14 protein-coding genes are annotated in these 23,757 nt (G+C 37.8%); 10 read left to right on the forward strand and 4 right to left on the reverse strand.

The window, feature by feature from the left end:
- Positions 1-71: 71 nt before the first annotated feature.
- The 4 genes from B4Z90_RS07575 to B4Z90_RS07590 all read right to left on the reverse strand — a co-directional run bounded on the left by B4Z90_RS07575 (position 72) and on the right by B4Z90_RS07590 (position 5,991).
- Complete coding sequence (locus tag B4Z90_RS07575; RefSeq protein ID WP_286801744.1) at positions 72-2,225, reverse strand: beta-N-acetylglucosaminidase domain-containing protein; 2,154 nt, start codon at positions 2,223-2,225, stop codon at positions 72-74.
- Between the two features lie 3 nt (positions 2,226-2,228).
- A complete protein-coding gene (locus B4Z90_RS07580; RefSeq protein WP_286801745.1) occupies positions 2,229-3,575 on the reverse strand; it encodes a DUF4982 domain-containing protein in 1,347 nt (448 codons plus the stop codon).
- A complete protein-coding gene (locus tag B4Z90_RS07585; protein WP_422663641.1) occupies positions 3,559-4,707 on the reverse strand; it encodes a sugar-binding domain-containing protein in 1,149 nt (382 codons plus the stop codon). Before B4Z90_RS07585 ends, B4Z90_RS07580 begins: the two co-directional genes overlap by 17 nt.
- 111 nt (positions 4,708-4,818) lie before the next feature.
- Positions 4,819-5,991 (reverse strand): glycoside hydrolase family 27 protein, encoded by a 1,173-nt coding sequence (locus B4Z90_RS07590; RefSeq protein WP_286801747.1) that lies wholly within the window; start codon positions 5,989-5,991, stop codon positions 4,819-4,821.
- Positions 5,992-6,244: 253 nt separating this feature from the next.
- On the opposite strand from B4Z90_RS07590, the gene B4Z90_RS07595 reads away from it, so the two are divergent.
- The 10 genes from B4Z90_RS07595 to B4Z90_RS07640 all read left to right on the forward strand — a co-directional run bounded on the left by B4Z90_RS07595 (position 6,245) and on the right by B4Z90_RS07640 (position 23,728).
- Positions 6,245-6,823, forward strand: coding sequence for an RNA polymerase sigma factor (locus tag B4Z90_RS07595; RefSeq protein WP_286801748.1), 579 nt, complete (start codon positions 6,245-6,247; stop codon positions 6,821-6,823).
- 61 nt (positions 6,824-6,884) lie between these two features.
- Entirely contained in the window at positions 6,885-7,991 is a 1,107-nt protein-coding gene (locus tag B4Z90_RS07600) for a FecR family protein (protein ID WP_286801750.1), read from the forward strand.
- 16 nt (positions 7,992-8,007) lie between these two features.
- Positions 8,008-11,484, forward strand: a complete 3,477-nt coding sequence (locus B4Z90_RS07605) for a SusC/RagA family TonB-linked outer membrane protein (protein ID WP_286801752.1) — start codon at positions 8,008-8,010, stop codon at positions 11,482-11,484.
- A gap of 12 nt (positions 11,485-11,496) precedes the next feature.
- Positions 11,497-12,915, forward strand: coding sequence for a RagB/SusD family nutrient uptake outer membrane protein (locus B4Z90_RS07610; protein WP_286801753.1), 1,419 nt, complete (start codon positions 11,497-11,499; stop codon positions 12,913-12,915).
- A gap of 92 nt (positions 12,916-13,007) precedes the next feature.
- On the forward strand, positions 13,008-14,195 hold the full coding sequence (locus B4Z90_RS07615) for a thioredoxin-like domain-containing protein (RefSeq protein WP_286801754.1): 1,188 nt from the start codon (positions 13,008-13,010) through the stop codon (positions 14,193-14,195).
- A gap of 445 nt (positions 14,196-14,640) precedes the next feature.
- The gene (gene mrdA / locus B4Z90_RS07620; protein ID WP_286801755.1) at positions 14,641-16,449 is read left to right on the forward strand and encodes a penicillin-binding protein 2; all 1,809 of its coding nucleotides are present in this window, start codon (positions 14,641-14,643) and stop codon (positions 16,447-16,449) included.
- 103 nt (positions 16,450-16,552) lie between these two features.
- Entirely contained in the window at positions 16,553-17,104 is a 552-nt protein-coding gene (locus tag B4Z90_RS07625) for a sigma-70 family RNA polymerase sigma factor (RefSeq protein WP_286801757.1), read from the forward strand.
- 55 nt (positions 17,105-17,159) lie between these two features.
- Positions 17,160-18,230, forward strand: coding sequence for a FecR family protein (locus B4Z90_RS07630; protein WP_286801759.1), 1,071 nt, complete (start codon positions 17,160-17,162; stop codon positions 18,228-18,230).
- 167 nt (positions 18,231-18,397) lie between these two features.
- A complete protein-coding gene (locus B4Z90_RS07635) occupies positions 18,398-21,892 on the forward strand; it encodes a SusC/RagA family TonB-linked outer membrane protein (protein ID WP_286801760.1) in 3,495 nt (1,164 codons plus the stop codon).
- A 9-nt stretch (positions 21,893-21,901) separates the two neighbouring features.
- Entirely contained in the window at positions 21,902-23,728 is a 1,827-nt protein-coding gene (locus B4Z90_RS07640) for a RagB/SusD family nutrient uptake outer membrane protein (protein ID WP_286801762.1), read from the forward strand.
- Positions 23,729-23,757 lie beyond the last annotated feature (29 nt).

Raw genomic sequence — 23,757 nt, forward strand, 5'->3', positions numbered from 1 at the left:
CTTTTCTAATTCTAATCTTAACAGTGTAAAATCATTTACATTGCCAATAATTTATTAAAGGCTTTCTATCTCTATTTATTTTCCAAAACAACTTCTAATCTTTCCAACTTTATGTCTACTGCACGACCAGATAAATTCTTTAATCTCACAAATCTTGATTTTCTCGATGTTTTACTATCCCATTTTTGACCGTCGTCACTATATTCCTCTTTAAGCCCCAGCCCCTTTATTATATCACTTATTATTAAACTCTTGATGACATGAGAAGATTTTATCTCAAGCCCAATATAATCATTCGTTCCCAATTTAACGACTTCATTCACTGGGTTTAATTTTAATCTTTTTATAAGTTTATTCTCTGTAATCACATCATAAAGAACAGGTAATGTTTTTAGTTGCTCAATAGATGTAAACACATGCCCTCTAGCCTCATCGATTGCTTCGGGAACTGCGAACCCCTTTAATTTAAAAAACTGAGCAAAGTGGAAATACGACTTTTCGATCCATGGTAATATATGACGACTACCAGTAACGATGCCTGGTTGAAAAGGGTTACGGTTATAATTACGATCTATATCTACGAGTTTATTACGTTCAGTCTGTAGATCTAGAAAAAGCTGATAAGCCTGCTGATTATTTGCTGCATCCAAAAGGTCCAATAATATTAAACTGGCTTTCCCTAAACTTTCAAAATGCAAAAGCCACGGCATTATTTCATTGACCAAAGTCCGATTTTTAGAGTTGTCCACGATATCTTTCACGGAAGGCGCGAACTTGATAAACTCTCTTCTAAGGGAATCCATTTCCAGTTTTGATAAATTCAGAGGAAACTTAGTCATCTGAGGCGTCATATACAGTAAATTATCCAATGTTCTACTAATATCTTGTGATTCTATGCGACGATATTGATGATAACTTGGCCCTGGATCTGTATTGTGTTTTGAAAATAATGCATATGAATCAGCTACCTCAGGAACTATCTTATGGATAGCCTGTCGCCAAGACGATTCGGAATTAAAAGCCTGCATATTCCAAGAGTAATCGCCTACGGAAAAAATAGCCACCTTCGATGCCTCGGCTTTGTCCATTGGATTTGAAACAAATCCAGTCATATCCGCTTGGACATCTTTATCCAGTCCATATACCGGTCCTAACAAAAGATGATTACGAACATAATCACTTACTGGAAAATTCCACCAAACAAATGAAGGTCGCTTCAATCTATTATTGATCCAAACTTGCCCTTCTTTAGTTATATCATGAATTACAGTGTTTCCAGTCCACATTATTTGGATTTTCCGATCCAATTGCTCCCCCAGAATATCCAAGTAGGTATTAGGTTTAGGGTCTGACCAAAGTTTATTATATTCCGTTGGACACATTATCAATGCGCCTACATCATGTCTTTTATCAATAAATTCTTTTTGCAGATAATTGAGTAGCCCAGCTTGTTTTTCTGCTTTTGTTCCTTCACCCGAGATATCGTCGAAAAAAACTGCAAAATGGCGTATTCCCAAATCATACATGAGTTTAAATTTATTTAATACAGCCACACTATCGACTGCATTCCATTTGATATCTTTTCCAGGGTGGATAGCCCAATAAAAATCGATTTGGTTCTCGCTTGCAACATGCACCAACTGTTGCAATAATTGGACTTTATCCTCTGGGTAAGGATCGCGCCAATGGGGAGATGAATGATATGGGTCATCTTTAGGTCCGTAAATATAAGTATTCAGCTTCCATTGTCCATAGAATTTCAACTGAGAAACCCGGTCCTCAAAACTCCATGGTTCGCCATAAAATCCTTCTACAGTACCACGGAACGCGATATCTGGAAAATCCGTTATATGCTGTTGCTCCAACCTCTCCGTATCCTTAGCTTTATCCAAAAGCTGACATAAACTTTGTACAGCATAAAATGCAGCTCGTTCAGAAGCGTACTTGATTTCTATTGATTTTGCCGAAATAGCCAACATATAAGCTTCTTTACCTTCGCTCACCCTAGATCTTTTAAACAAAACAGGTATTCCCCCTTTACGTTCATATCCGGCAAGAAGCTCTTGAATCCTCTTAGTGGGACATCTTTTGATAGAGATCCCCGCATAAGCTACGTCGTCCCCTACTGATTTAATCTTCTGTGGTATGGGGTATATGTCTTGCCCCTTACCTTCAATAAAGAATGTAAACAGACTAAAAAATAAAAGTATAAATCGAACTCGCATAGTTTACTTCACCGTTAATTTGACACTCGCTTTCTTAAATCCCTTTCCTTCTACTTCTACTATAATTTCTCCTGCAGACCGTCTGCTCTCAACAAGAAAAACTAATTGGCCATTAAAGCATTTCATGAAGGGCTTTTGAAATGATTCTAGACTTGCTGGATCTCCATTTGCTACAGCCTTAAATATCCCCTGCCCTTTTACATTGAATTTTAATTCTCGGTCTTCGCTTGTCACCATATTCCCCTGTTTATCAACGAGGGTAGCTGTGATAAAAGCAATATCTTTTCCATTTGCTTTTAATTGTTTCCGATCAACATCTAATCGTATAGTATATAGCTTACCCGCAGTCTTTACACTATCTCTTGCAGCTATATTCCCCAAAGAATCATAGGCGATTACTGAAACCGTGCCCGGTTCGTATTTAGTATCCATCCACATCAAACGATAGCGCTTCTGACGCATAAAATCATTTTGGGCTTTTTTATCCTTAGAATTTTCCAAAGTAACATCTAAATCTTTCCTTTTAACTCCTTGACTCTTTCCATTGATAAAAATTTCCGCTGAAGGGTAATCTGTATAAACGAAAATTGGAGTTTTCTGTCCTTCACGCCCCTTCCAATTCCAATGAGGGAGAATATGAAGTGTATGCGATTCCTGGTTCCAATGGCTACGATAAAGATAATATCGATCTTTAGGAATACCGGCAAGATCTACAATACCGAACAAAGAACTATGACTTGGCCAATCTGTATAGTAGGGAGTCGGTTCGCCCAAATAATCGAACCCTGTCCACACAAATTCACCTATTGCGTAAGGTAGATCTTCATGTTGAATAAAGTTATCTTCAGGCAAATCTGACCATGAACAATGCTCTACATCATAACTCGAAGCCTGATGGTCGTCATATTTTGCCATCGATTTTCTTTCAACTGGAAATTTATAAACGCCTCTAGAACTCAAAGTAGAAGCAGTTTCGGTACCAAGAATCAACTGCTGTTGCAGCTTTTTATAGGCTTCGGGGTATTTAAATGGGCGATAATTAAAGCCTGCCACATCCATCGTTGAGGCGAAGCTACTATTTATGACCGCATCAGGGTTGTCCATGCCCTGGGTAACAGAGCGAGATGGATCCTCACGATGGCAAATATCTTGCAAATACCGCGCGACCTTAGATCCATCAGGACTTCCTTGTTCGGGTACTTCATTTCCAATACACCACATCACAACACTTGGATTATTGCGGTAATGCCGTATCAGATTGACAAGATCTTTTTCGGCCCAATCGTTAAAATATTGATTGTACCCATTCTTCATTTTGGGAATTTTCCATTCATCAAAACTTTCCGCCATTAGCATAATNNGAAGTGCGAATGGCATTAACGCCCATATCTTTCATTATTCGCAACTGCCTTCTAATAGCGGCCTCATTCACAGCTGCTCCCAAAGGCCCCAAATCATGATGCAAACACACTCCTTTAAATACGGTCAGCTTTCCATTCAAATAAAACCCCTTATTTGGTACCAGAGCAATGCTTCTGATTCCAAATACTGTTTGATATTTATCGATTAATTTGCCGTTCTGATAGAGCTTGCTGACAGCCTTATATAAATTGGGTGATTGCAATTCCCATAATTGTGGTTTCTCAACGAACAATTCCTGCTGCATCTGCTGGATCTGGTAATTGCCAATTCGATCATTCTTCTTCGCCACGATCTGTCCATCGCTGTCTATAAGAATAGTCTCTAAGGAAAGAGAATCTTTCGACAGATCTATACCAACTAAATCAGTCCGAACCTGAATTCGAGCGAAATCCTTTGTGATCTCAGGCGTCGTAATATAGGTGCCCCAATGTGCAATACTTGTTTTTTCAGTAATCTCCAATCGAACATTTCGATATAATCCTGCGCCAGGATACCAGCGGGATGACTCAGATTTATTTTCTAATCTTACCGCGACCAAATTTTTACCCGGACGCACATACTCGGAAACATCAAAATAAAAACTATTATAACCATAAGGCCAATTGCCTACCTTTTTTCCATTAACAAAAACGACAGCATTGCTCATAGCTCCATCAAACTGTAAAACCGTGCGTTTATTTTGAACGTTTTGCGGTAATTCAAATTCTTTACGATACCAGCCAACGCCTACAAACGGAAGTCCACCAGTCCGGCCGGCATGTTCCAATGCTTCCTTTTGTCCATCTTGAGCAATACCCATATGCTGTTTATCATTATTAGAACTAAAAGGCCCATAAATTGCCCAATCATGTGGAACTCGAACATCCTTCCAATCTATAGTATTGAGCACAACATCGGAAAAAATTTCTTGGTCCTTCTGGGTAAATTTCCATCCTTCCTCTAGCAATAACACACTTCTATTTTGCCCATAAAGTTTATTAAATGCTATATGAGCAATATTAAAACAAACAAATAATAAAATCCAGGAAATTAAGCATAAATTAGTCTTATTTTTCTTCATAACTACACTTTTAGGTTGACTGGTATCTAACGTGATACATACTAAAAAACGAAAGTAGTAATTATGTATGACATAATTACTACTTTCGTCTTATTTAAATTGATAATTGTGCTATTCAGATACGAGTAGTACAATTATCCCATGCGCGGGAAGTGTGAAATTTCTATTCTCACCTAGCTTTCCATTATTTTTATGGAGCCATAAATCTCTTATCTCACTCTCAGGATTGAAATTTAGCGATTTAGTATGTAGTATAAAGTTGACTTCTTTATTTGACCTATTGAAAATGGCTAATGCTTTCTTCTTAGAATCTAACAGTTCTTTTGTCCATACCTCTATATCTCCTTCCTTAAAAACAAATTGTGCTTGCTTAAATGCTTTGTCCTGATTTATATTGATCATTTCTTTATTAGTCAATATAGCAAGAGTTTCCTTAGATATTTTACGAAGGTCGTTTCCTGCCATCAAAGGTGAATTCAACATGCACCACATCGAAAAATGCGTTTTATCTTCTTCATGGGTCATACCATTACCTACTTGTAACATATCCATATCGTTATAGTGACCAGCTGAACTATACTTGTAAAGGTTACGATTGAGATCGATGATATAAAGGATTGAAGCAAAGTTCGGCTGTATATCTTGCGAAATTCGCCAAGAATCTACTTTTTTAATCGCCCAATCACCTGGAAATTGCCAGCGGCAAAGATTAAATCCGGCGTCTGGACGAACTTCTCTAATTGCTGATATTATTTTAGTATATTGCTCTCGATCATTTAATTTCATTTCCAATCCACCACACCAATCCACCTTGATAAAATCAAAATTCCATACTTTAAAAAAGAGTACTGCATCCTTTCGCTCATGACCATACATGCCCACTCCAATCCCTTTTGGATCTTTATCCCAAATTGAACCACATGTATTCCTCCCCCCTTCAGAATACAATCCTGCTTTTAAGCCTTTGGAATGAATATAATCAGATAGGGCACGCATTCCGTTTGGAAATTTTATTCGATCTTCAAATAATGTCCCATGTTCGTCCCTGCCCCCAAAATATCCATCATCAACATTAATATAACGATAACCGGCATCGTAAAGGCCCGTTGCAACCATCGCGTCTGCCTGTTCTCTAATCAACTTTTCATTAATATTTATTCTGAAACTATTCCAACTGCTCCATCCCATAATTGGCGGTTTTGCTTCCTGACAGATTCCGTTCTGATAAAATGAACAAACCAGCGCACCTAAGAACCATATTTTAAATAAGAATTTTAATCTCATAACTACATTAATTTTAATTTATTTTTTAGACTCGTTGTAACTTACAACGATAGGAAAAAGTAAATTCAATATCAAATATATTTTATGTATTACATAAGTTTCAATACCTTAGCAATATCATAGTGAGAGTTTGAGCCTGGAAAGTCAGTTTATACAAAAAAATCACTTTAATTATCAAGATAACCAAATGAATTTGCATAGAGCCTTTATACAATTAAAAATGGTCTGAAGTAAAAACCTATTTAATTAAGGTATGAAATTGGAATTAGAAAAATATAATGGATGTAGTGACGAGCAGCTCATAAAGCTTATTAAGCTTAATGATACTTACGCTTATAAAGTATTATATGATCGTATGTTCTTTGTGCTATTGTCGCATGCTTTACGCAAATTGGTTTCAAAAGAAGATGCGCAAGACCTCACACAAGATCTTTTTATGAACTTATGGAATAAGCGAGCACAAATAATTATCGAAGGGAAAGTTATCAATTTTCTTTTTGTGTCTCTTAGAAATAGTATAATAAACCATTATGTTAAGACAAAAAAACAAAATGAGCGCCAAGAGCTCTTTTACTATTTTAAAGCTCATTTTGAGGCAACGACTGAACGTACAATACATAAAAACGAACTTGAAAAAATAATCCAAAATGAAATAGACGCCCTTCCGCTTAAAATGAAACAAATCTATTTACTCAGTAGGCACCATGAATTGACACATAAGGAAATTGCACACCTGATGTCCATCTCTGAATTAACGGTCAAAAAACAGGTTGCCAATGCACTTAAAATACTCAAGAAAAAAATTAATTACATACTTTTTACTTTTTTTTAATATTCATCTACTCCCATCGTTCATTAGCTTTGTCCTGTTTATAAAGCCTAAATAGACTACGATGACGGAAAAAGAAATTGCGGACCTCTTACAACGATATATCGATCAAAAATGCACGGAAGATGAAATCATTCTCATCGAATCTTGGTATGATGGTTTGACATATAAAAAATCCATTCAAGTGGATGAATTTGAATCCATAAAGCATCAGACATGGCGTTCACTTAATATTCGACCTAGAAAAAAGTGGGGCTTTTATCGCTATGCCGCTATATTGATAGGCATACTTGGCCTTTTTATTCCAACTTTTTTTATACTGCAAAACTATAAAAAAGATATTTCCTATCAATCTATTAAAAATCATCCTGTAAAAGTAGGATATCGAGCCACATTATTTTTAGGTTCCAAAGATTCTATCAATCTGAATACCCTAAAAATTGGCGAAACAGTAAATGCTAACGGCATCGACGTTAAAAAACTTGATAATGGAATAATTTCATATGAAGTAAAATCCGATTTTAAAAGTACAGGCGAATTAAACAGATTGATTGTGCCTCGTGGTGGCCAATTTAAAATCAGACTTGCTGATAACTCTTTGATTGTTATGAATTCTGAATCAGAACTTGAATTTCCTGCACAATTTTTAGGTAATGAACGACGGATAAGTATGGTTGGAGAAGGGTATTTTGAAGTTACTAAAAATAAATATAAACCATTTGTCGTATCATCTAAAGAACAAGAGGTCACTGTAATAGGTACGAAGTTTAACATACAGGCCTACCAACACGAAAAAAATATAACCACTACGCTACTAGAAGGTAAAGTACAGGTTTCGACACCTCAAGGAAAAGTAATTCTTACCCCTGGCAATCAGGCGGTATATAACGGTAAAAATCTTTCTGTTTCCAAGGCAAACGCTATATCTGTCTCGTCCTGGAAAGAAGATATGTTCCTATTCGAGAATGAACCACTGGACAAAATCATGAAACAATTGTCTAGGTGGTACAATGTAGAAGTTATTTTTGAGACGAAGGATATAACTAAAACATGCTTTACTGGAGGAATAGCAAAATACCAAAATATGAATCAAGCGCTACATTTACTTGAAATAACCGGTAAGGTAAAATTTACGGTTGACAGCCACAAAATCTATGTAAAATCGAACTAACATAACACTAATTTTTATGAACATTAAGTATTTTAATCATGTAAGATTTTATCTTACATTGTTACTCCTTACTGCTTTCTTTACAGACTCATCTGTCGCGGCCTACGCGCAGAAGATTTCTCTGCAAATACATGAAAGCAATCTAAAAACGGTTATTAAAAAGCTTGAGGATCAAATTCCATATCGCTTTTTGTACGCCGAAGATATGTTAAAACAAACATCTCCGGTAACCTTATCTGTGAAAGATAAAAATCTACAGGATGTACTGGAACATATTTCCTTAACGCAACCCATAACCTTTCAAATTGAGGACAAAACTATTATCATCAAGAATAAGGTTCAAAAATTGGGTACCGTATTTGGTACTATAAAAAGCATAGAAAATAATGCTTCCATGTCAGGGGTAACCATCAAAATTGTAGGAAATGGACTTGACCTCATTACCGTCTCTGACGCAAAAGGTAATTATACATTTGCTGACATTCCTTTCGGCACCTATCAGCTTTCCTATAGCTATATCGGTTATTTAACAACGGCGTCCATGATTCATCTAAATACAGTAAAATTAAATCAAGATATGACGATGCGTATTGCTGATGCACGATTGGATCAGGTAGTGGTTATAGGATATGGAGCCAAACGACAAAAAGATCTAACGAGTTCGGTTGCTTCCATTAATCAAGAAAAATTAGCTGATTTTAGTAATAATGCGGCAACATTCGAGTCTATTTTAGGGGGAGCCGCTAAAGGTGTCATGGTAACACAAAACTCTGGTGCTCCAGGATCAACAGCCAAACTTAACATTCGTGGCATAACATCGCCATTATCGGGCAGTAACAATGAACCTTTGTATGTGATAGACGGAGTACCTTTTTTTATCAATGGTTATTCGGATTTTCCAACGATCAATCCTCTCTCAAATATACCAATTTCGGAAATCGAAAGTATTGACATTTTGAAAGATGCCGCCGCAACTGCAATTTACGGTTCGCGCGGAGCGAATGGTGTAATTATTGTAAAGACCAATCGTGGGAAAAAAAATAGACCTATTGAACTTTCTGCTGATTACACACATTCAATCAGCAATCCGACGCGCATGTATAAACCTCTATCTTTGGAAAAATTTAAAGAGGTACAAAAAACTATTATCTCAAATACATTAAATGGGATCAACAATGGTAATATTGATCCTTACGAGGCCTATTATAATCAAATACCGGCTATAGAGCAATTGGCATTTGTCTCGGCTTTAGCTGATGACGGATTTGGTACACCTTTACAGTACCGTTTTGATGGATTAAACGATGGTGCTTTTGGCTTTGGTAATACAGATTGGACAAAAGTTATCCGTAATAAAAATGCCCGCACTTCACAGTTTAACCTCGCTTTAAATGGAGGATCAGAAAATACAAATCTAGCATTTAACTTTAATGCCTTCGATCAAGAGGGACTATATATCAACAATGGTCTTAAACGCTACAGTGGCCGATTGTCTTTTGACAGCAACATTACTGATCGCCTAAATGCCGGCGTTTCCTTATCTTATACTTACAGCAAACTAAAATATGGTCAGCAATTGTTCGCCGAAGGTAATACAAAGCCTTGGCTTATTAGGCCTGATGTGGATCCATACGACACTAACGGCGCATTCAATCGTATTGACGGTTCGCTTATGTATGGTGCTCCAGTCATGTTATCAAGTCCTCTGGCGCAGTTAAACAATCGCGGTTTAAATAATATGCATCAATTTTTAGGATCTGCTTATGCCGAGTACGAAGTATTCAAGCGCTTTAAATTGCGGGGTGACATTAGTATTGCTGCTTATAATGGTGGTGCTAGTATATTTGCGCCAACCTATACACAGGATGACTTTACGGCTTATGGCAGTAACCTTTACGCGACACTAAATACCAATACATCTAAAAACAACAACACCAGTTTGAACTTCAGGGCTGATTATGATTGGAAAAAAAATGATCATCAATTATATGCAATGGCCGGTATCGGATTTGACCGCTCAAAAAATTCCGGAGATTCAAATAGTTATGAACAATTTCCGGATGATGAAATTCTGACTGATCCTGGATCCGCAGCTAGAAATACGCTTTTTACATACGGCAGGACTGATCAAGGTTTAAATTCAATTTACAGCAGATTAAGTTATAAATACAAAGACCGTTATCTTGCGGAAGCGAATTTTCGAACGGACGAATCTTCTAAATTCGGTCCTGGAAATAAAAGGGCATACTTCCCTTCGATATCCACGGGATGGCGTATCAATAACGAAAAATTTATGCAAAATATCGATTGGATCAATGAATTAAAAATACGGCTAAGTTGGGGTAATACTGGGTCAACCAACATCGATAACTTTTTATACCGCCAATTCTTTGTCCGCAGTTCTAGCGATCTGTGGGGCGGCAAACCAGCTATTGTCTTAGATCAGAATATTCCAAACCGTGATGTGAAATGGGAAAAAACTCGTGAATATAATGGTGGATTGGACTTTGCACTTTTTAATAATCGGTTTACAGGTAGTTTTGATATATATGACAGATACACCACGGGCGCATTAGCTCCAGCACCAATTGCGCTAGAGGCCGGTTCTAGCACTTACTCTGCAAATATAATTGATATGAGCAATAAGGGCTTTGAGATTGAATTGGGATACGATCTTATCAAAAAACATGATTTTAATTGGAATCTATCATTTAACATCGCTCGCAACAGAAATAAAATTGAAAATTTAAATGGCGCTAACGTCAATGCATATTCATTAGACAGTTATCTTGAAGGCTATCCTGCAGGAACTAAAAAAGGATATCTAGTCGAAAAAATCTTTGATTCGCAGGAGGAAATAGATGCATTAAACAGCGCTTCACCGACAGGCTATTACCAAAATATGGCTACCGGTATCGGCGATTACAAATATAAGGATATCAATAGTGACGGTGTAATCAATACCGATGATCGCCAAGTAATAGCGATTGCACAACCAAAATATTTCGGTGGTTTTTATAATCGTATTCACTATAAAAACTTTAATTTTTCTTTTGTTTTTCAATATTCCAAAGGAGCATCAGCGCTAATGGATGATTTTCAAACTAGTCTTTTTGGTATGTTAGGTCAGAGTCTGCAACAGGAAATTTTTGATGATATGTGGTCGCCTAATAATCCGAACGCACACTTTGCCAAAATAACATATTACGATCCGGCATCTAATTCGAGAACGTCTGACCGTTTAGTATATGAAACATCTTTTCTACGCCTAAAAAATATTAATGCAAGTTATGCCTTGCCCACCAGACTGACGAAAAAATTGCGCGTCAATCAGGTATCAATTTTTGTTTCAGCATCCAATCTATGGACTTTGACCAAATGGCCAGGGCTAGATCCTGAATTTGTCGGAACATATATCACATCAAGCACATCCAGCAACGATGCTTACCCAATGTCAAAAACTTTTTCTTTGGGCATCAAAGCAACTTTTTAACATAAAATCAACATGAAGATAAAATATTTAGGAATATTATTAGCAGGAACATTAGGAATTAACTCCTGCTCCATGGTAGGTGATATCGATGATATCAAGCCGTATTATAAAATGGAAGAAAGCAATGTAGTGTATAACCTGGAATCAGCAGAGTCTGTTTTGCGCGGTGTATACAAAAGCTGGCGGACGTTCAATGTCTCCTCTTTTCGCCCTTACATGTCCATTCTTTCCGGCACAACTGCTAGTAAAGGTGGTGGCTTGACGGGAGGTCAAGAATTTGTGACTAATAGTTTACAGTCCAGTAATATTGCACTTGCCAACATTTATCAGGGTTCCTACTTGACGATAAATTCGGCGAATAACTTGATTAAATTAATGGAAAGAGGCGATGCAAAGGGCGCACCCGAACAACGTGTCCGAGAAATCATCGCTGAATGTAAGATCCAGCGCGCTTTAGCCCATTTCCAAATTCTACGGCATTTCGGGTATTTTTTTGATCTATCATCACCATATGGAATTGTACTGAGAAATGCGCCATTTACAGGAACAGAATCATCGCCCCGTAAAAGCGTACAGGAAAGTTATGATTTTATACTGTCCGATCTTAACGAAGCTATAGCTAACGCACCGCAAAATAATGAGCTACATTACTATGTGACAAAATCAACCGCCAAAGCTCTTAAAGCGAAAGTTCTATTACATATGCGTAACTACCAAGAAGCCGAAAAACTAGCTAAAGAGGCTATTGATTTTGCAGAGGACAACGGCTACCACTTGGAAGAGTCGTTCGGAAGTATTTTTACAGAGAGTTACGATTCGTCCGAAGCACTTTTTGCTACCTACACGGAGGGTGCTACAGAAATTGCGTCTGATCAAATTAGTCGTACAACCTATAGTGAATATACTAAACGCATGGCAGATGTACTGATCAAAGGTGAAAATGATGGAAATATCAACACTGGAGAAGGTTATGACCAACGTTTTTACTTGATGTTCAATCCAACATTAGCAGGTGCTCAGGGCAATGGAAAATATCCTTATTCATCGAATGGGATCGGAAAACATAATTCACAAATGATACTACGTCTTGGTGAAATCTATTTCATTCATGCTGAAGCAGCAGCCCGAAATGGCCATTATGATAGTGCCCAGAAAAGTTTTCAGACAATGGCCTCGCGTATTGGATATCCTGCAGATTATGTCCGTAAAATCAGTAATAATCTACTTCTGACGGCAATCTTTCAACACAAGACATTGGAATTATTAACAGAAAATGGAGAAGATTGGTTTGACTTTGTACGTTACTATAAAGAAAAAAATTTGAGTTTAAATGCGATTAAAACAACAATTAAATCGGAAAAACAATTGATTTTGCCTTTTCCACAGACTGCGTTGGCTGGCAATAATAAATTGCAACAGAATCCACTTTAAAAACTTTTTTTCGTAGCCCACTAATAAAGGTCATTATAGACATCATAAAAAATTATATCGATCAACTAATATCAGGAAAAAATAAAATCAAAATGAAAAAAATACTTTTAATTCTTTCATGCAATGCATTGATACTGATCACGCACGCACAACAGTCCTATTCTTTGGCTGGAAAAATCAAAGGCGAAAAAGCTAATGGACAAACTGTTAGCCTATGGTCAGACAATGGACAAAAGAAAATTGCAAGTTCGGTCATTAAGAATAATAGCTTTCAGCTAAGCGGAACTCTCAATCATCCAGAATTAGTAAGATTCGTTATAGCGCCTTCTGAAAAATCGGAACAAAAGTTCTGGAAAGCAAGTGCATTCTATCTAGACGAGGGAAAACTTCAACTGTCCGGGCATATCGATAGTCTTCCCTCCTATTATTACAATCCAAAAGCGCCAAACGTTAAACCTATAATAGAGGGTTCGCAAACACAAAGCTTAGCCAATCAATTAAACCGTAGCATCAATGATGAGCAACAAAAGTTAAATAAGCTGGATAAGGATTATATGAAGGAGTATCACCTTCCGGCGATCGAAGGAAAATTTAATACGAACAGGGGTATTGCCATTCTTAAGGAAATGGAACCATACAAAAAAAATATATTTGAAAAAAAATGGAATTTTATCAGGAATAATGCAATATCCCGAGTCGCCCTTGATGAAGCTTCTTATATGGTGATGGGGTATGGGGAAGAAAGTTTATCTAAAGTACAAATGGATGAACTTCTTGATATCTTTAAGCCATTCTGGCATGGGAAAAAAGCATTTATTGATTTGCAAACTGCAGTCGCAAAAGCCAAAGCAACAGCCATTGGATCCAACATCTTAGACGGCCCCATTCTCGATATAGAAGGAAACAAGGTAGAGTTGACCGCTGTATTTCCAAAAAACAAGAAATTTATTTTACTTGAATTCTGGGCTTCATGGTGCGGCCCATGCCGAGGCGAAATCCCACATTTAAGACATACCTATGCAACATGGAAAGACAGAGGTTTTGATATTGTGAGTATTTCGCTGGATGAAAAAGAAACGGATTGGAAAAAGGCAATGACTGAAGAGAATATGGTTTGGAATCAGTACAATGCTCGAGAAGGCTTTAATAGCCAAATTGCCAAAAGTTACGACATTCAAGGAATTCCATACGCTTTGCTTATCGATTCTAATGGTACCATAATAAAGCACGGAATGCGCGGAGCTAGCTTAGACCAGGCACTGGAAGAACTTATCAAATAATGGATTAATTTTAAAGGAAAAAGGTTATCGAGCGGGTAACGGAGAGTTGCTCGCTCATCATTCAAATATTAGCTCGGCGCTAGGTTTATTTACTGCATTATGTTTATCATATTTAACTTGTAAATATCCTGTTATGAAAGAATAATGTAACTTTCATGTTAAATAAGACGCAATTACATTTATAATGATCGGTAATTATATAATGTTACTAATTTTAAAAAATATTCAACAAAGTAACAAAAGAATGTTTTTTCATTTTTCCTCTTATATTCAAAAATATATTTTTAAAAAATACTCCATACCGCAAAGGAAAAAACAGTTAACGAATAAAATTGCGTTAAAAAGTCCTTTAAAGCTTTCGCTTAACTTTGTAAATCTAATTCTTCAGGAAAACGCATTACTATTCATTCAATAATGCTCTCATCTCAACTTATTTTAGTTTCAAATGAATAGATCATATTTTAACAGAAAATACGTGATTCAGGGAATTTTTATAATCCTAACCCTATTGATTATTGGCAAATTATTCTATATGCAGATAATTGACAATCGGTATTCTTTATCAGCTGCCAATAATACCATTCGAAAAAGGACTATTTATCCTGCTAGAGGAATAATTTACGACCGGAATGGGCAAGTTTTAGTACGTAATAAGCCAATTTTTGATTTGACAGTAACTCCCAAAGATATTGTAAATCTAGATACTTCCTCGTTTTGCAAAGTATTCGACATAAGTAAATCAGACTTTATTTCCAGGTTAGAATTGGCAAAAGCAAAATCGCCGTACCGTGAATCGATCGTAATTGGAGGCCTTACAGTATCACAAAATGCACAAATCTCCGAATACATTTACAAATTTAGAGGGTTTAATACAAATGTGAGAACAATACGCTATTATCCTGATACCGTCGCAGCGCAGCTGTTAGGCTATGTGCAAGAAGTTAATGAAAGAGATATAGAAAAATCAAATGGTTATTATCGCCCAGGAGATTATATTGGTATTACTGGGTTGGAAAGGTCTTACGAGGAATATTTTCGTGGAAAAAGAGGAATTGAAAACCAACTGGTAGATGTATTTAACCGACCGCAAGGAAGTTATATGGAAGGAAAATATGACACATTAGCAATTTCAGGAAATGATCTTGTATGCAGTATAGATAAAAGATTACAAATATTAGCGGAAAAGATGATGCAAAATAAGTTGGGCTCAATTGTCGCAATAGAGCCTTCGACAGGAGAAATTCTAACTTTTGTTAGCAGCCCAACGTATGATCCTAATAAAGTTTCAGGCAGAGAATTACAAAAGAACTACAAAAATTTAATTAACAACAGGGACAAACCGATGTTCAATAGACCAATCCAAGCATCTTATCCTCCTGGATCCATGTTTAAAATTGTTTCAGCTTTAATTGGACAACAAGCAGGTGTGATAACTGGTGAAACGATATACAATTGTCAAGGAGGATACCGTTACGAAAATTCCATGATGCGCTGCATGCATATAGATGGACCGACTAATCTAGCAAAATCAATAAAAATGTCGTGTAATAGTTACTATGGATTTGTATTTGACCAAATGATGAAATCCTCACACTTAAATGGACCAGAATCCTATGAGAAATGGCGTAAAGCGATAAGTAAATTTGGCTTGGGACACCGTTTAGGTATTGATTTACCAAATGAGAATACTGGTTTCATACCCAATTCAGATTTTTATACGCGGCGGTTTGGAAATGATAAATGGACCTCAAGTTATATTATGTCGCTTTCAATCGGACAAGGAGAGATGGGAATCACCCCGCTGCAAATGGCTAATATTATGTCTATTGTTGCCAATAGAGGCTATTATTATATTCCACATCTTGTTAAAACGAATGCAAATCAATCATTAAATTTAAATCCCTACAAAAGAAAAATATTTTCGGGGGTTGATTCAGTATATTTCGAACCAGTAATTGAAGGGATGAGTCAAACTGTTAATAAAGGAGGCACGGCATCCTCATCAAGAATTAATGATATTGAAATATGCGGCAAAACAGGTACTGTAGAAAATCCCCACGGTAATAACCATGCTGTTTTTGTTGCTTTTGCGCCCCGAGAAAAGCCCAAAATAGCCATATCTGTCTTTGTTGAAAATGCCGGTTATGGTAGTACTTGGGCTGCGCCAATGGCGAGTATGCTTATTGAAAAATATATTAACGATACGATAACGATTTCACGACATATCAAGGAAAGAATTTTTGAAGGTACATAGCTGTAAACTCTTTTATTTCTATAAAAATTTTATTTTATGTAGCACATAATATTTATTACCTTAGTCATATAATGCCACCATTTTAAATCTATCGTTGTATAGCATGCTGGATATCTACGAATTGAGTGCGGAAGAAAAATACAGAATCGCTATAAATCGTGATGAGCGAACGTTTAAAACATTTTTCGTTCAAAACTTCGAAAAGCTTAGCGTTTATGCACAATCTTTTATCAGAGATGAAGACCTAGCCCAGGATATCTCTTGTCAAATATTGTGGAAAATATGGAATTTAGGTGAAAAGTTGATAGAAATTGAAAGGCTATCAGCCTATATACTTCGATCGATAAGAAATTCCTGTTTAAATCAAATGCGAAGAAAATCAGCTGAATATTCATTACATGATTTTCCGGATGATAATTTTATTGATGATATTTCACCAGAATCCATGCTCATTTCTAAAGAAAAAATTAAAGAAATCGAACAAGCTATAGATCTCCTCCCCAATAAAACCAAGGAGGCCTTTTTACTTGTAAAAAATGAACAACTATCTTATAAAAAGGCCGCAGTTAAAATGGGAATAGCTGTCAATACAGTAGACAGACATGTACAAATCGCATTAAAAAAAATTTACATACATCTAAAACAAAAAAAATAAATTTTGTTTTGGTGAGATTTGATTTTTTAAGTGTCTTATTAATAAAGACCGATACATGCATTTAGACGATAACTACTTTTTAATCCTCATTCAAAAATACTTAGATAAGAGTATATCTGCTACTGAGAAAGAGGAGTTATATAATCTTATTGTCGAAGAAGAGAGCAGATTAGATCTTTATCTCTATTTGACGAAAGAAGATCAATCGTTAAAAAATAGATCCATTTCGCTTGACTCGCTGTTTGAATCGTCCAAAAAGAAGTATAAGGCAACCGACAGTCCATCTAGCAAACGAAAAGAAAAAAGAAATACCCTTTTATCATTAAAAAACTACCGGCGCTTGCTTATTGCCGCCTCCCTTCTTCTCATGATGTCTTTTGGAGGTTTCTATCTCTTCCAGCACATCCTGTCTGGGCGCATCATCAAGCTCACATCGGCCAAAGGTGAAAGGAAACATTTTAAATTAGAAGATGGAACTGAAATTTGGCTAAATAGCGGTAGCCAACTCGAGTATGACAACAAGTATGGCCTATCAAATCGAGACGTAACACTGTCTGGAGAAGCTTATTTTAAGGTAACCACAAATAAAAAATTACCATTTCATGTAAACGCATATGGCAATAGAATAGAAGTGCTTGGTACGCAGTTTAATGTTCAGGCCTATGCAGAAGAACAAAAAATGGAAACAACACTCTTTGAAGGTAAGGTAAATCTCAAAGTTAAAGATAAAGGATACGTTCGTGAATTCATTATGCATCCCGGAGAAAAAATAGAGGTAGCGAATAGCCCGGCCACCGGCATGCATATTAGGAAAAGCAACCTCGTTAAAGAATCTACAGATGGGGTAGCAAAAATCAGCCAAATTAATTATGAAAATAGGGAACTGTCAGAAGCACTTTGGACGAAAAACAAATTGGTTTTTCAGGACGACCCCATAGATATCATGAGCAGAAAAATAGAACGGTGGTACAATAAAACTATCCGAATTGAAAACAAGAATATTTTGAACCAGTCCTATACGGGCGTGTTTCAGGAGAAAACAGCGCGGGAGGTTTTGGACATTTTGATTAAAACGGGTGCTAACCTACATTATAAAGAACGACGCGATACAATTATACTGTATTAAAAAAAACTAAAGATAGGATCAAATTAACGAACAATAACCACCTGAATATGAAATAAAAAAACAAACAAAAAAGGGTACATCGCAGCGATATACCCAAAGATGATCAATTGGCACAAAGCCCTAGGAAAGTTGTTGTGCCCAATTATTTACCTCTTATTTTTAAAATTATGAAAAAAAATTCACATGCTCGACGTCATGTGCCGATTCTTTATTACCTAAAGTGGCTCATCATGGTAAAATTTATGATGCTGTTCATTGTAGCATTTGGCTATAACAGCTATGCAACTACAACTTCTGCACAAGAAAATGTAACACTTAAATACAAAAATATAAAACTTAAAAATCTATTGCAGTTTATTGAAAAACAGACGGATTTGAGATTTGTATACAATAATAATCAAGTAGAAGAAATTACCATACCGCAAATTTCAGCGACTAATAAGCCCTGGAAAGAATTACTGAGGCCCATTTTGGAAAAAAATGGTTTTCAAATGCAACAGATCGATGGCGGCCGTATCATTCTTTCCCAGCCGCGAACACAGGAGCTTAAATTTCAAGGGAAAATATCCAATAGCAAGGGAGAACCGCTACCCGGCGTTTCCATCAAGGAAAAGGGATCAGACAAAGGTACCTTAACAAATGATAAAGGGGAATTTATGCTCACTGTAAAAAGCACACAGAGCAGTCTATTAATCAGCAGTGTGGGTTTCGTAAGCTTCGAACTTCCCTACTCTTCGGAATTTCAGACCATTGAACTTAAAGAGGATCTAGCGCAGCTGGAAGAAGTCGTTGTTGTAGGCTACGGTGCACAAAAACGTGTCAACTTAACGGGTGCTGTTGCTACAATTGGCGGTAAAGAATTAGAAAACAGGCCTGTTGTGAATGCTACGCAGAGCCTACAGGGTGAAGTTCCGGGTCTGAACGTCAATGTTGGAGGCAATACCAAGCCAGGGCAAAGTTTCAACCTGAATGTACGCGGTGTCGGCAACCTAAGCGGAACGGATGGACCATATGTTCTTGTTGACGGAATGGAAATGTCCTTGGCAGATGTTAACCCTAGCGATATCGACAATATTTCTGTTTTAAAAGATGCGTCGGCATCCGCAATCTACGGCTCGCGTGCAGCCTATGGTGTGATTCTGGTTACTACCAAAAAAGGTGCCGCTGGAAAGAAGACAATTAATATCAGCACAAACACAGGATTGACCTCACCTGTAAAACTACCCGAAATGGTCAACTCAGTCGACTTCGCAAACTTTTTTAATGCGGCGACTTTTAACGCGTTGGGAACCAAACAATATTCCGATGATAAGATTGCCTTATTACAACAGTACATCAATGATCCGGGCAGTATATCGATCTTTCCAGAAGTCAATACCAATAACTATGCAAGCTGGGAAAATAGCGCCAATGGTGTCGCCAATACAAACTGGTTTGATCTCCATTATAAACCGACCGCATTGAGGCAAAATTACAACATCAATATGGGCGGTGGAAATGCAGGAACGCAATTTTATGTCTCAGGAGGCTATTATAATGAAGATGGAATTTTGCGCTACGCAGACATCGACTATAAGCGCTATAATTTTAATAGCTCTGTTAATTCCGAACTGTCATCATGGATAAAACTCAAAGCTAACGTAAAATACACGCGCAGCAGCAATCAAACACCTTTAGCCGGATTTGAAGGCATGTTTTTCCATAATCTCGCCCGCATGCGTCCAAATGTATCACCTTATGATTTTTATGGCAACTGGACCGAACAGTCCATGGTACCCTACCTTCAGTCAGGATCCAAAGATCAGTTGACAGCGAACACCTTAGCGATATTAGGTGGACTCGAAATAACCCCATTAAAAAACTGGAAAATCTTTGCAGATTTAAATTATCGCTTCGATAATAGCGAAAATGATATCCTGAAATTGCCCGGAACAATTTATGGTATTGACGGTACAACATATCTGGTCAACAGGTCAGAATATAATATCCCGCTGGGCGGAAGTTTCGAACGCCGCTTGAACAATAACAATTATCTAACGCCAAACATCTATACAAACTACAAACTCACTGTTGACAAACATAATTTTGACTTAACAGCTGGATTTCAACAGGAGGTAAATACGTTCAAGGAGATTTATACCTCTGCAAGCGATCTGATCAGTTTCGACCGTCCGGGCATTGACTTATCTACAGGAACAAAGAACAGCAAGGAAGCCCGTAACCATTGGGCTACTAGGGGCATGTTTGCACGTTTAAATTACAATTTCGATCAGAAATACCTTCTCGAACTCAATGGCCGATACGATGGCTCGTCACGCTTTGCAGCTGGGCATCGTTGGGGATTTTTCCCTTCGATATCAGCGGCATACAATATGAGCGAAGAATCTTTTTTCAAAGATAATATTTCCTGGATCAATCAACTAAAAATAAGAGGATCTTACGGATCTCTTGGAAACCAAGCCGGTGCCGGTCTTTATGCTTACTCCGAAAATATGAGCATTGTAGTCCCTGGAGCTAACGGTGCAGGAGGACGCTATTATTTTCAAAATGGCCGTGAAAGTTATATCAACGCACCGGGGGCATTCAATCCCCTAATTACCTGGGAAAAAGTCAGAAGTGCCAATATTGGCCTCGATTTTACTTTATTGAAGTACCGGTTATCGGGAACACTAGACCTCTATCAACGCAATACAAAAGATATGCTCGGTCCTTCCAGAGATGTCGCAGATCTCTTTGGCACGACACCTGCAAAAAGCAATAATGCCGATCTCCGAACGAGAGGCTGGGAACTGAATGTAAAATGGCGAGATAAAATTGCCGAGGATTGGAGCTACAATCTAGGCATCATTCTTTCCGATTACCAGTCAATGGTGACCAAATACCAAAATCCAACCAAATTTGACCCAAGTGGGCAATGGTATGAAGGTAAAATGTCCGGTGAGATTTGGGGATACCAGGCCAACCAGCTAATCCGCACACAAGCAGAAGCCGATGAATACAATAAATTGGACCGGTCCTTTATATCTGCACGCAACTGGGTACCGGGAGACGTGATGTACCTTGACATAAATAAAGATGGTAAGATAAACAACGGAGCCAATCGTTTGGGTGATATGGGCGACATTTCCATTATTGGGAACAATACCCCTCGCTATAGCTATAGTTTCTCAGCAGGATTGAATTGGAAAGACCTTTCGATGAACATGCTTTGGCAGGGAATCGCTAAACGAGATTTTAGTCCTGGATTTGCAGATGCTTACTTTTGGGGATCGGGTGCATTGGCACAGGTAACAGTATTCAAACAACATCTCGACTATTTCTCTGAAAGCAATCCGGACGCGTATTATCCGAATCCATACGCCTCACCGGTAGGTGCCATAAATTCCTATATTAATAAAACACAGCTAGCTTCTATACGCTATCTTCAAAATGCAGCTTACCTAAGGCTCAAAAATCTGACATTAAGCTATAACCTGCCGAAAAATCTGATTCAACGCTTGAAGTTCGATCGCTTGAGTGTATTTGTCAGTGGCGAAAACTTACTGACATTCAGCGCCCTGGCCAAAATGTTTGATCCCGAAACCATCGAAGGCGGATCCGGCATGGGCAAGATCTACCCATTAAGCAAAGTCTATTCTTTCGGTTTAAATCTTAACTTTTAACTAGCAGCCATGAAATTAAAAAAATTCACATATATCGTTTTTGGACTCACTTGTAGTGTGTTGGTAGCCTGCAATAGCAATTTTTTAAATCGGGAACCCTTAGATCAGTTATCCACAAGCGGAAGTCTAGCTTCAACCAACGAACTTCGCTTATATATCAACCAGTTTTATCAAAGCCTCCCCAATCACCCAAGCACAACTGGCGGCAATGGTATTGCATTTGAGGATGCCAAAACAGATAATATGATTTTTACCAATGTCGACAATCGCTTAAATGGACAGTTGACAGTATCAAATGCAACATCTATTAATGAGTATACACAGATCAGATCGATTAATTTTTTCCTTAAGCAATCCACTAATGCAAAAGGAAACCAATCCGAAATAAACCGATATCTCGGTGAGGCCTACTTTTTCAGAGCTTGGTACTATTTTGAGTTGGTTAAAAAATATGGCGATGTAACCTGGGTCAACCAGCTCCTAAACTCAGAAGATGAATCTACCTTTTTGGCACGTGATAGCCGAATTGTCATCGTAGACTCCATTCTCAACGACCTAAATCGATCTGCTACACTGCTGCCTACGCAGTCGACCAATACCAGCATGCGTATTCACAAGGATGTAGCATTAGCACTTAAATCACGTGTAGCACTCTATGAAGGTACCTGGCAACGTTATCACAAATTAAAAGCAACTCCATTTTTCACGGCAACAGTTACTGAAAACAAAATTAAGGATTACTTGACGCAAGCCCGTGATGCCGCAAAAGAGATCATTGATGGCAATCGATGGAAAATATATAGTACCGGCAGATACAATGATGACTACCGGAATATGTTCAATACGGCCGATCTCTCGACAAATAGTGAAGTCATGCTTTACCGCCGCTACAACCCTGCCGAAAATATCGGTCACGGTGTATCCAAATATTTATCTACTGGAGGTGGTGATATCGGCCTGACACAGAGCTTAGTCAGTGATTACCTTACCATAGATGGAAAGCCATTTGTCGGAACCTTGCAAAACAGTATCCAACAAGTCTATGGTCAAGACATGCTGCCAACAGTTCGTGACCCACGCCTATCGCAAACAGCGGTATTGCCACAAGCACCTTTACGTCCCGATGCTATAGCAGCCAACTTCCCTCCGATCAACCAGAGTGGATTTAATCGTTCAACTACTGGATATCCCATGTATAAATATGTTGAATACACGAATCTCGCGGCGGTTACCGATGATGGGATGAGTGCTGCACCTGTGATCTATTTCCGTTATGCCGAGGTCTTGCTGAATTATGCCGAAGCGCTTGCCGAACTGAAAGAAGATCCCACTAAAATAGTTCAGGCCATACACCCCCTTCGTGCACGATTGAATCTGCCGGATATGGATTTTGACCGTGAATATAATACTACAGCAAGCTATCCATTTTCAACGTTGGACAAATATATTCAGGCTGTACGCCGCGAGCGCCGTGTGGAAATGGTTGCGGAAGGCCAGCGTTTACAGGATATTTTCCGTTGGGCAGCAGCTGACCAGCTCATTGTCGGAAAACGTCCTTTAGGCATATTGTTCATCAGCAGCAATATTGCGCAAGAGAATACGAGCACGGGATTTTATAAAGATAACCTTCTTTACTACGATAACGCTCCTGCAGGCAAAAGCATCAACTTTTTTCTCTCCGGAAATCCGGGAGACGCCTATAGATATATGGACCCTTATAAAAATGTATTGCCCTCAGGCTACAAATTTAGGGTAGAACGGGATTACCTGCTACCTATTCAGCAACGAATGATCGAGTTGACAGGAGGAAAATGGAAACAAAATCCCAATTGGTAAAAAGTACAGGCGAAAATTAAATAGCTAAA

It is taken from the genome of Sphingobacterium sp. UBA5639 (genome assembly GCF_002421245.1).
GTDB classification, from domain to species: Bacteria; Bacteroidota; Bacteroidia; order Sphingobacteriales; family Sphingobacteriaceae; genus Sphingobacterium; species Sphingobacterium multivorum.